Here is a 10,220-nt window from a genome sequence, read left to right as displayed (position 1 = left end):
GGACAGCTTCCTGGCAGCACGATCGTCGCTACGGTAATGTCGAATCTGGGATTTGAGCGGGCTTGGCAGAGTCAAGGGGGCACCCTAATTCGCGCTGCTGTGGGCGACCAGTATGTCCATGCCGAGATGCTCAGCCACGGTTCTATGCTGGGTGGAGAGCAGTCGGGACACATTCTCTGCCGTCACTACAGCGTCAGCGGCGATGGCGTTTTGACCGCGCTGCACCTCGCTGCCCTGACGCAGCAGTCTGGAGCATCGCTTGCTGCGTTGATCGACGACAGCTTCCAGACCTACCCACAACGGCTGAAAAATGTGCGTGTAGAAGACCGCAGCCGCCGCCTTGGTTGGAAGACGTGCGCTCCCTTACAGCAGGCGATCGCACAGGCAGAAGCCGACATGGGCGATCGTGGACGAGTGCTGGTTCGCGCCTCTGGCACTGAACCCGTTATTCGTGTCATGGTGGAAGCGGCAACCGCTGATCTCGTAACGTACTGGACCGATACACTCGTGTCAGTGGTGCAAACGTATTTGGCTGCGTAGATAGTAGACATTAGAAGACATTAGACATTAATGACTCCGTCGCTCGTGAATCAGCCAATGGCTGATTCACGAGCGACGCTGGTTTTTTGTCCTCCGCGCCATCTCTGCAACCGCTCAAGCACTTTCCCTCCGCGTCTGCGAGTTCTCCGATTAGCCTGGGAACCCTGGATGCACGATCGTTGATCGAGCTGAAGTGGTCCAAACATAACGAACGGTATCAGGCAATGTGAAACCACCCGAGGGTTCCTGGTACCATGCAAAAAACTTCAGTGCATCGCCCTCAATCGGAGTGGAGAGACCGTTATGGAGCTTGAACAGCAAGAATCAGAGCACGATCAAGAACGGTGTTTGGAGCGGTTGAGCCGGGCAGTTCAGCAACTCGCGGGTTGGGATGATCGCGATCGCATTGCCCGCACCGCTGAATTGATCATTCAGACCATGACGGGTCCCTGGCGATATTTCCACACGCCAGAGCATATTTTTGAAGTGGGGGAGCGCGGCGACGCGATCGAGGTGCTGGCAGCGCTGTTCCACGACTTGGTTTATGTGCAGGTCGATCAGGGCGTTAGCGTTAACATTAGCCGCTACATCTCGCCGTTTGTCAAAGAGATTGACGGACAGTTGGTGATCCGGGACCGCTGCGAACTGCCCGACGATCGCCTGTTCGATCTGGTCTCGCAAATTTTTGGCTTTGTGTCTGGTGAACGCTTGCTGCCTACCGCCGGACAGAATGAGTTTCTCAGTGCTCTCATCGCTGCAAAGTGTCTGGAGCACGCGCTGACCCCGGCAATTCTTGCCGAAATCGCCGCCTGTATCGAAGCCACAATTCCATTTCGCGGCAGATCCGTCGATGGGTTGGCAGCCAGCGATCGCCTTTACGAGCGGCTGAAGCAGGTCAATCCGACATTCGGCTTGGGTTGGGATGACGCGAAGCTGTGCAGCGTGTTGGAGCGCTGCGTCCGATTGGCAAACCGGGACGTGGAAAATTTTGCCTACCCGTCTGCAGCAGACTTCCTAGACAACACGTGGAACTTGCTGCCAGAAACCAACCACGACTTGAAAAATGCCAACTCCTACACCGTCAGCGGCTACCGCGTTTCCCTGCAAAAGATGGAAGGGTTTATGTACTTCCTCAAGCCAGATTTGGTGTTTCAGCGGTTTCAGAACGAACCGGACAAGGACACCTACGAGCAGTTGATCAGTCACACGCACAAAAACCTGGAAGTAGCGCGTCTGTATTTGGGCAGCAAGCTGCTGTCGATCGCCGTCATTGAAGCGCTATCGCTGCGTTTGGGACGGGATATTCCTTTAGCCACTATGATGGGCGAATTGCCGTTTTTAGGACGATCGGTCGCACAGCTGGAAAATTTTCTTCCCAGCGTGACAATGCTCCATTCACCAACCACCGAGCTGGAATGGAACGTCTTGAGCTTGCTGGAAAAAGGGCGCAGCCAGTCGTCTAGCTACGACATTAAAAACTCCCCAGTTGCCACGTTTATTATCAAGTCGATCGGATTTGCGGCGGCTCGGCGGTTGTTGGTTCAGGCGAAGGAATTTTTTAAGGGCGAATTGGAACCCGAGGCGTTTCTGGCGATGTGCGATCGAGACGTCGTCGAAACCATCATCAATGGCGTGGTACAGGTTCTAGAAAGCCGCAAAGCAGCCATGCGCGGATTAAACGTCAGCAGCCGCGTGTAGCGTATTCGCGCTCACGCTCTGTTGTTCAATCGACGGTCGATCAACCAGCTCAGCAAACGACACCTGTGACAGCCGCCTCTTGCTACACATCTGCTTTCCGTGTCATCCAGGCAGTCCCAGATCCTGGCTTAGTTCTTGTCGCAAACGATAAACAATTGTGTTGGGTTCAAGCTGGCTGAGAATGTCTTGAACCACCGTGTTTGCGCCTTGCGGTCCCCAGCTACAGCCCTGCTCCAGATACACCTGCACGGCTCGACCCACGGCATATGCTCCATAGCCTGCAATGCTCGCCTGAAGCAGCGCCACACTAGCATAGGCGGAAAAACTAGTCGGATTATCAGCAGTCGCGACAGCCGTCGCGCTCTTACCCAATCCCAGCAGCACCCCACTGCCCAGTTCGCTCAGCAGCAGACTGCCTGAACTGATCAGAATTGTATTCCACAGTTTGCGCGCCTCGTGGCGAGTAACAGGCAAGCCGTAGAGTTCCGAAAGCGCCCGAATCATGGACAAATCAGAGATGACACCGCCGACCAGATCGAGAACAGCGATCGGATTCAGAGCCACCGCGATCGCCTTGTAGCGAACGAACTTCCAGATCAACTCTTCCGCTTCTGGGCGGCGTAAATCAACGAGTTCACTCGCCAAGGTTGTTTCGGCTTCTCTCGTTTGCACCAGCGCATTCAGCGCCAGCAGCGTGCGTCCCTCACGTTGGAGGATGTCCAAAATTTTCTGCTTCAGGACATCGATATGCACCGTGGGCGTTTCCCGCTCGTAGCTAACACGCCCGTCGGGCTGCTCCACCCGCACCTGAATCGGCGCAGGGTCTGCTGCTACCAGAACGATTTCGTTCGTAGTCAGGAGTCGCTGTAGAGAGTCGCTGCCCGTACTTTTTGCTGCCAGTCGCTGTAGATTTTGATAGATTGCCTGCCGGGACTGGTCCGGATAGAGATCCACCTTGTTAAACACCAGCAGCAGTGGTTTTTGGGCTTGCCGCAGCTCACAGAGCGCCAAATATTCCGTGCGGGTAATGTCTCCCGACACGACAAACAGAATCAAATCTGCTTGACGAGCAATGTCCTGCGCCATTTGCGCCCGCGTCTGCCCGTCAATTTCGTCCAGCCCTGGCGTGTCAATTAGCTCGATCGTCGCCTGCGGTAGTGGCGAATCGGGCGGCGACCACAAGACCGATCGAGGTGCCTGTGTCACGCCGTTGAGCGGTCCTGTCGGCAAGATTTTCTGCCCCAGCAGCGCATTCAAAACCGCAGATTTGCCGCGACTCACCAAGCCAAACACCGCTACGCGAAACACGCTGTTCTCTAGCTTGTTCAGCATCACCGAGAGACGCTCCATATCTCGCCGCAGCGTCATGTGCTCGGCGGCTTGAGGAACGCGAGATTTGGCGGTGCGAAAATAGGCAGCGTAGCGGTTGAGCATCTGTCGCAGGCTGCTACGAGCGCGCTGAAGCTGGATGTCTTGAAGCTGAGCGGCTTTACCGCGCTCAGGAGGGGAGGGTTGTGGAGTCAAGGGTGGGAATCGCGAGACGAACGTCAGATCTATTTTGGTCTGAATTGTCAGGAATGGGCGGAGTAGACGAGTGGGGAACAGGAACTGGGGAGAGTGGAGTGGCAGCAGGCTTGGAGAAGAAATGATCGATCGCCTGTCCAACGAACGCCTGCAAAAGTCCTTGCTGTTGATTCCGCTGGAAGACCAACTGCAACACCTGAGTCAGGCGCTCGATCACCAGGGGACTGGCTTCCGTCAGCGTCAGGTTCGGATCTTGAGTGTGGAAGTATTCGATTAGGCTGAGCCCAGCGAGGCGGGTGAGGTAAGCCGCGCTAATGCCCTGCACACAGCCGCCTGCTACGTAGGTCACGGCGTTGGTTTTGAGCAGCGACACGATCGCCTGGGTAGAAAGCTCCACCAACCCCAGCTTCAGCATCAACCCCCCCAGAGTAACTGCCATTTTTTGCGCCTGCTGGAGCGAGAATTTCTGGCGGTAAATTGCGCCCAAATCCAGGATCATCTGAGCGTTAATGGCTGCCGTTGCAAGGACATCTAGCGTGGGGAACGGGCTGGCGAACGCGGTCGCCGCTGCAACCCATTGAAACTGCTCGACAACCGGCATCGCCCGAGTCTGTCGCACTTGATTTAATGCCTGCTTCGCCTGGGTTTTCAGCGCCACTGCCGTGTGGAGCGAACTTGCCAAAACGAGGTGCTGACGCTCCTGCTGCAAAATTTGGTGCAGTCGATCGGTTAACCCGCTTAAGGTCGGAGGCTGCTGCTCTAGCCACTCCCGCACCTCACCATCTGGCTGATGCTGCCTGACTTTGATGGCAGTGGGAGCAGCCGCGATCGCCACAACATCCTCAGCAGGTAGAACGCCGCGCGTTTGCGCTTGCACCTGCGCCAAAATTGCCTGCTGTTCATCGGGCAAGTACTGATCCTGTTTGTTCAGCACCAGCACCGTGCGCTTATGTGGGGCAAGCTGTCTTACCTGCTGTAGCTCTGAATTGGTTAGGTCTCCGGTGATCAGAAACAGAACGAGGTCCGTTGCGATCGCTCGCTGGAGTGCCGCTGCGTCAGCGGTTAATCCAGTTTCGGAGGTGCCGGAGAAACTGGGTAGCTCACTGACCGCAACAGGCGTATCTGCGGCAGTCCACACCTTCTGCATCTGCTGCACTAAGGTTGTTTTACCGCTGCCCTTGGTTCCCCACACTGCCAGTCGCAAACGCTCTCGGTGCATGTCTTGCTGAACCTGAGCTACCTGCGATCGGAACCGGTCAACGTGGGGCTGAATAACTGCAGGCTGCTCAGCTTCGGTGCTAACTTGCGTCAAGACCTGCTCGGCTTCCGCTAGCGTGTGATTCACGATCGCGGGATTGACAACGCTAGTGGGATTCAGCGCCGTATGGCTTGAATCGGACGACCGCCGTAGCCACCAGCTACCGGCTCCCAACGCCCCAGCCAATAGCGCATAAACGCTCCAATCTCCTAGAGCATGCTCTAGAATGTCCAGTCCCAAGATTCCCAGCGCCAGCACAGCGCCTCCGACAAGCAGCGGTCGTTGCAGATTAGCGGTCATAAAATGTCGTCGAGCCTTTCGTCAACAGTCAGGGTTAGGCATTCCCATTCTAGCCAGGCGATGGCAGCGCCAGGATCGCCTCAACATAAAGTAAAGCCCCGTCAACCATAAGCTGACAGGGCTTTACAAACTTGGTGGCGGGGCATGGATTTGAACCATGGACCTTCGGGTTATGAGCCCGACGAGCTACCAGACTGCTCTACCCCGCGATGCGCTTATTCACTATAGCGGTAAACTCCGGAATGTGACAACAAAAATCAAAAATTTTGGATTTAAGTCAGTTAAACAATGGTTCATATCCCTGGTGTAGCCGCCTCCAAACCCTACCGACCCGCTAATTGGGCAGATGCCTGTGCCCATCGCGTAGACGTTGAATTTCTAAACGGGCAATGGAAACCACGCGTTAGCGATCGAGGATCGGCGCTTTGCCCGTCCTCCATCACTGGCTCTCGTTTCTATTCGGGTTAAACGCACCAATCAAATCACCACCAGAGTTGTAAACCTCTAGGGGCAGTGCCGCGTTGGTGCTGATGGCTTGCAGAGCCGACTGCAAACTCTCTAGGTGGTTTACAGTGCCACCCAGGGTGCCCGAATCACCTGCTTGCCCTGCCAGATACGCCGACTGCACCGCCTGTTCGTACGTGGGCGTCAACTGAAGACGAATCAAATCAGCGGCGATCGTGTACGTGCAAAGTTTAGGAGACCCCGCGCAAATTTTGTTCAAATCGGCAAGCAGCGTTTGTTGAGCCGTCGTATCTTGCAGCTTGGTTTCTGCCAGCCTCAGGGCGCTCGTATAGGCCGTGACCAGCGGTTGCACCTGACCCTGAAAAAATGTGCCCGCCGGAACTCGCTTAGCAGACGTGAGCGCATTGCGCCACGTAACAACGGCTCTGGACCACTGATTCTGCTGCTCCCACACTTGTGCCCGTTGCCCCAGAGTCATCGCCTGCTCGTAGGCGCTGTTTGCGAGCTGCTCCTGTGCTGCTCGATCACGGGCGATTGTCAATTTGGGTACGTACTGCTCTAGCAACTGTTGCGCTTCACTGTAGTTCGTGGTGCTGTCAGGAATTTTCTGCAGCGTGTTCACTGCCACTTGCCAGGTCGATCGAGCCAGTTGCCAGCTTTCGAGAGACTGCGCGACGCTCTGTCGTGCTTCTGCCAGACTTGCGGTTGCCTTCGCGGTCGTCAGTGCCTTTTGGGTCTGCTGCTCCTGAACAATCCGCTGCCCGACTGCGTTGAGGTTGGCTCGATACGCCACAACGCGCTGCTGAGCGTAAGCATAGAGCAAGCTGGACTGTGGAATTGCGTCTAGTTGAACGGTCGCCTCGCGCCACGTAGACTGCACGCCTTGCCACTGCGCGATCGACAGCGGCAGTTTCTCGCTGGCTTGGACAGCTCGATCGGCGGTTGCCTCTGCCGCAAAGATCTGATCGAGCGCGTCTGAGTAAGGCTGCGTCGCGTGCAGCAGCGATTGAGCATCACCATGACGACTCGACCAAAACGGCACGCTGCGCAGCGATCGCTGCGCTTCAATCATCTGCTGCTGTACCTGCTGCAACTCTTGCCGCGTGCTGGCTCGCTGTAGCTGCTGGCTGGATTGCTGAACCTGGACTTCAGCGGCTTGTAAAACCTCACACCGTCCCAGCACGCAGGGACTCGACACCGCCAGCATGCCACTGAAAAACGCCACCACACTAACGCCAACGGCTGCGATCGCCGTCCACGGAAGCGATCGCGAAGCGAACTCACGCTCGGAAAATGGGGTTTCTACAGGCTCTGGACTGTGCAGCACGATTTCACCGCTCAATTCACGGGACTTCTCGACGATCGGCGGTGATACCGGTAGAACCGTAAATCGGTAGACGGCATAGGGCTGTTTTTGTCCGAGGCGGCGGAGAAAAAGTTTGACGAGGGAGGGAATAGGAGCTGAAGGATAGAAGGTGGGGGACTGAATCGCTTGTTCAACCTCAGCAAAGACCGCTTGGGGATTCGGGCTGTGCTGCAAGGGGTGTTGAATCAGGACAAGTAGCGCCTCTGACTTGAGGACGCATTGCACTTGGAATGGAATTGGTGGCTGCCACGATCGCAACTGCGCCTGCAACTGCTGCGCTAACTGGGTTACGGCAAGCTCCATTCGACACATCCTCAACGAGGTCGCCCTTATCCTACTCGCTAAAGGATTGAAGTTATCACCAAGTTCTCGCTAATTCTTGCAGGAACACTCGTGCTTGGTTGAGTCCGCGCGATCGAGCAGCTTTGCCCATGTCCAAGTCCTCTTCAACTCCTGGTGCTGTGATGAAGTCAATGCAGGTGTGCTATGACAGAACCGAAGTGCTGTCCACTCGAACTCCTCTTGAGCCAATCTGGTCAATGGACGCTCTACATTCTCTGGATTCTTTGCACGAACGGCGCGCTTCGGTTCGGCGAACTGCGCCGAAAAGTGGACGGAATTTCTACCAAAGTCCTGACTGAGCGACGGCGACTGCTGGACATCCATCGAAATCGTTCATCGCCGCTACGAACCAACGATTCCACCGCAAGTAACCTACGAACTGACCGATCGCGGAAAGGAACTGTTTGAAGTGCTCGATCGCCTCTACGATTTGGCGGAGCGCTGGTACGGTTCGGAGGAGGAATCGATCGCTCAATCTACTTCTATTTAGGTCAATCTATGGATATTTTGATTGTTGAAGACGAAGCAGAAATTGCTCAACTGATTCAGCTTTATTTAGAGAAAGAAGGCTTTTCCTGTCGTACCTGTCGTGATGGAATTACAGCCCTTCAGATCTTTCAGGAGCAAAAACCCGATCTGATTATTTTGGACCTGATGATTCCCGGACTGGACGGCTTAGAAGTATGCGCTCGAATTCGGCAAAAGCCTGGAACCAAAGATCCATTTATTCTGATGCTGACAGCGCGCGGGGAAGAACTCGATCGCATCATTGGCTTATCGACTGGAGCCGACGATTACCTCGTCAAGCCGTTCAGCCCAAAAGAACTCGTGGCGCGAGTGCGGGCGTTGCTTCGGCGCACGCTGCGTCAGGGTGGACAAACGGAAACCTACCGCACTCAGCATTTCTTGGTGGACGTAGATCAGCGATCGGCGCAGCGCTACCTTACCGAGCATCAACTTGAAGCACTCGATCTAACAACGCTAGAATTCGATCTGCTCTCCACGTTTATGAGCTATCCGGGTCGCGTGTGGAATCGTACCCAGCTAATTGATAAGCTCTGGGGCAGCAACTTTTTCGGCGATGAGCGCGTTGTGGATACTCACATTGCCCGCCTGCGAAAGAAAATTGAGCCGGACCCCTCGAATCCTACCTTTGTTAAAACGGTGATTGGGGTGGGCTACAAGTTTGACGATCCGGTTGTGCAGTAGAACTCAATCATGGCAAAGCTAGGACTGCGCGCGCGCCTTTTCTTCTCTCACATCACCGTCATGATTGTCGGGGTGAGTACGCTATTGGCAGTAGGCAAGTTCTACTCGCCGCACTTCTTCGTGCTGCATCTGATTCAGCTAGAAGCTAGCGGTATGAGGAGCCTATACGTTGTGCGGCGGCAGCTGCTTGAAGGGTTTGAGTCTGCCTGGAGCCGGGGAGCGTTGTGGTCGGTGGCGATCGGTGGCTCAGCCGCTGGGGGACTGAGTTATCTGGTGTCGAAGCGAATCATGCGTCCGCTGATCCAGATGGAGCGAATCACTCGAAAAGTTGCGGCAGGGCATCTAGAGGAGCGCCTTCCCAGTAGCGAAATTCCTGAACTGAATCGGTTAGCGCTGAGCTTCAACCAAATGGCAGCAGAGTTAGAAGGCGTCGAGCAGCGACGCCGCGAACTCATTAGCGACCTCACCCACGAACTGCGAACGCCGCTCACTGTAGTAGAAGGTTATCTGGAAGGGTTGGCAGATGGCACGATCGATCCAACCACCGATATTTATCAGCGATTAGCTAGAGAAGCCGCTCGGCTGCGGCGATTGGTCAACGACCTACAAGAACTTTCTCAGGCAGAAGCGGGATACCTGCCGATTCACGCCCGACCGTTCGACATTTATCCACTGCTGGCTGCCCTCGTGCAAAAATTTTCCGACCAGCTAATAGAAGACGGTCCCAACTTAAAGCTTGAGTGCCCTAACGATCTGCCATTGGCGCTTGCCGATCCTGAACGAGTCGAACAGGTGCTTGTCAATCTCATCGGCAACGCTTTGCACTACACCATTGCTGGATCGATTACCGTCCGAGCTTGGAGCAAACCCAAAATGGTCTGGATTGCGGTCATCGACACTGGGTACGGCATTGCCGACGAAGACCTGCCGCATGTGTTCGAGCGCTTTTGGCGTGCAGATCGATCACGCGATCGCAACTCCGGCGGTACCGGAATTGGACTTGCGATTTCCCGCCGCTTAGTCGAACTGCAAGGGGGCACGATCGACGTCGAAAGCGAGTTAGGCAAAGGCAGCAGCTTTCGATTTTCGCTGCCGATCGCCTGAGAAAGCTAGGCGCAAGTTGCTCGTAGTGAGTCGTAGCAATCCGATCGCCAATCGCTTGAAATACGGTCGCCACAGCGCTGTAAAAATACGTTTATAGAGTATAAGAGCAGAGTCTCTTTGCTATCTATGTCGTTGCTACCGATGGCTGCTTTTCCCTTGGCGTTCGTCATTAGTCTCCTTGTGCTGCTAGGCGTGATGACGATCGAATATCTATTTCCTCGTAGTAAATAAGCTGGTTGCTTTATTATTTGTTCACTAATTTATAGGCTCTGTCGCACTCAAATTTGTAGCACTTAGATGAATGGCGCTCCTAAGCAGTTCAAAAGCATTTTGGCTGCCTTTAGACATACGAATATCGCCCTAATGTTACATCCTTAGACAAGTGGATTTACCTTAGCAAGTTACTAAGATCAC

8 protein-coding genes, 1 tRNA gene and 1 pseudogene are annotated in these 10,220 nt (G+C 54.9%); 6 read left to right on the top strand and 4 right to left on the bottom strand.

Annotated elements, in window-relative coordinates; translation table 11 throughout:
- Both glmM and H6F43_RS21195 read left to right on the top strand, forming a co-directional pair.
- Nucleotides 1-540 (top strand): annotated as a pseudogene (gene glmM, locus H6F43_RS21200) (phosphoglucosamine mutase); the annotation flags it as partial.
- 303 nt (nucleotides 541-843) lie between these two features.
- Nucleotides 844-2,238 (top strand): hypothetical protein, encoded by a 1,395-nt coding sequence (locus H6F43_RS21195; RefSeq protein WP_190345153.1) that lies wholly within the window; start codon nucleotides 844-846, stop codon nucleotides 2,236-2,238.
- A gap of 102 nt (nucleotides 2,239-2,340) precedes the next feature.
- Here H6F43_RS21195 and H6F43_RS21190 read toward each other — a convergent pair whose 3' ends face one another.
- The 4 genes from H6F43_RS21190 to H6F43_RS21175 all read right to left on the bottom strand — a co-directional run bounded on the left by H6F43_RS21190 (nucleotide 2,341) and on the right by H6F43_RS21175 (nucleotide 7,454).
- Complete coding sequence (locus tag H6F43_RS21190; RefSeq protein WP_190345154.1) at nucleotides 2,341-3,672, bottom strand: GTP-binding protein; 1,332 nt, start codon at nucleotides 3,670-3,672, stop codon at nucleotides 2,341-2,343.
- Between the two features lie 64 nt (nucleotides 3,673-3,736).
- Nucleotides 3,737-5,320, bottom strand: coding sequence for a DUF697 domain-containing protein (locus tag H6F43_RS21185; protein WP_190345152.1), 1,584 nt, complete (start codon nucleotides 5,318-5,320; stop codon nucleotides 3,737-3,739).
- 132 nt (nucleotides 5,321-5,452) lie between these two features.
- Nucleotides 5,453-5,529: transfer RNA gene (locus H6F43_RS21180), tRNA-Met, on the bottom strand.
- Between the two features lie 230 nt (nucleotides 5,530-5,759).
- Nucleotides 5,760-7,454 (bottom strand): hypothetical protein, encoded by a 1,695-nt coding sequence (locus tag H6F43_RS21175; protein ID WP_190345151.1) that lies wholly within the window; start codon nucleotides 7,452-7,454, stop codon nucleotides 5,760-5,762.
- A 183-nt stretch (nucleotides 7,455-7,637) separates the two neighbouring features.
- Here H6F43_RS21175 and H6F43_RS21170 point away from each other — a divergent pair, with 183 nt between their 5' ends.
- From H6F43_RS21170 to H6F43_RS21160, 4 genes are read left to right on the top strand one after another with little or no spacing between them, the layout of a single operon-like run.
- The gene (locus tag H6F43_RS21170) at nucleotides 7,638-7,901 is read left to right on the top strand and encodes a winged helix-turn-helix transcriptional regulator (protein WP_242025833.1); all 264 of its coding nucleotides are present in this window, start codon (nucleotides 7,638-7,640) and stop codon (nucleotides 7,899-7,901) included.
- Nucleotides 7,849-7,983 carry a winged helix-turn-helix transcriptional regulator gene (locus tag H6F43_RS23310; RefSeq protein ID WP_347272450.1) on the top strand — a complete coding sequence of 45 codons (135 nt, stop codon included), beginning with the start codon at nucleotides 7,849-7,851 and terminating at the stop codon, nucleotides 7,981-7,983. The genes H6F43_RS21170 and H6F43_RS23310 overlap by 53 nt, the downstream gene beginning before the upstream one ends.
- An 8-nt stretch (nucleotides 7,984-7,991) precedes the next feature.
- Nucleotides 7,992-8,702 (top strand): response regulator transcription factor, encoded by a 711-nt coding sequence (locus H6F43_RS21165; RefSeq protein WP_190345150.1) that lies wholly within the window; start codon nucleotides 7,992-7,994, stop codon nucleotides 8,700-8,702.
- Nucleotides 8,703-8,711: 9 nt separating this feature from the next.
- Nucleotides 8,712-9,806, top strand: a complete 1,095-nt coding sequence (locus H6F43_RS21160) for a HAMP domain-containing sensor histidine kinase (protein WP_190345149.1) — start codon at nucleotides 8,712-8,714, stop codon at nucleotides 9,804-9,806.
- Nucleotides 9,807-10,220 lie beyond the last annotated feature (414 nt).

Origin of the sequence: Leptolyngbya sp. FACHB-36 (assembly GCF_014695955.1) — a bacterium.
Lineage (GTDB): Bacteria > Cyanobacteriota > Cyanobacteriia > Leptolyngbyales > Leptolyngbyaceae > FACHB-36.
The sequence above is the reverse complement of the archived record's forward strand: the minus strand, read 5'-3'. Positions and strand labels throughout refer to the sequence as shown.

Excerpts from the sequence above, each read along its gene's own strand:
- H6F43_RS21160 (WP_190345149.1), top strand. The coding sequence starts at position 8,712 with ATGGCAAAGCTAGGACTGCGCGCGCGCCTTTTCTTCTCTCACATCACC.
- H6F43_RS21185 (WP_190345152.1), bottom strand. The coding sequence starts at position 5,320 with ATGACCGCTAATCTGCAACGACCGCTGCTTGTCGGAGGCGCTGTGCTG.
- H6F43_RS21175 (WP_190345151.1), bottom strand. The coding sequence starts at position 7,454 with ATGGAGCTTGCCGTAACCCAGTTAGCGCAGCAGTTGCAGGCGCAGTTG.
- H6F43_RS21165 (WP_190345150.1), top strand. The coding sequence starts at position 7,992 with ATGGATATTTTGATTGTTGAAGACGAAGCAGAAATTGCTCAACTGATT.
- H6F43_RS21170 (WP_242025833.1), top strand. The coding sequence starts at position 7,638 with ATGACAGAACCGAAGTGCTGTCCACTCGAACTCCTCTTGAGCCAATCT.
- H6F43_RS21190 (WP_190345154.1), bottom strand. The coding sequence starts at position 3,672 with ATGCTCAACCGCTACGCTGCCTATTTTCGCACCGCCAAATCTCGCGTT.
- H6F43_RS21195 (WP_190345153.1), top strand. The coding sequence starts at position 844 with ATGGAGCTTGAACAGCAAGAATCAGAGCACGATCAAGAACGGTGTTTG.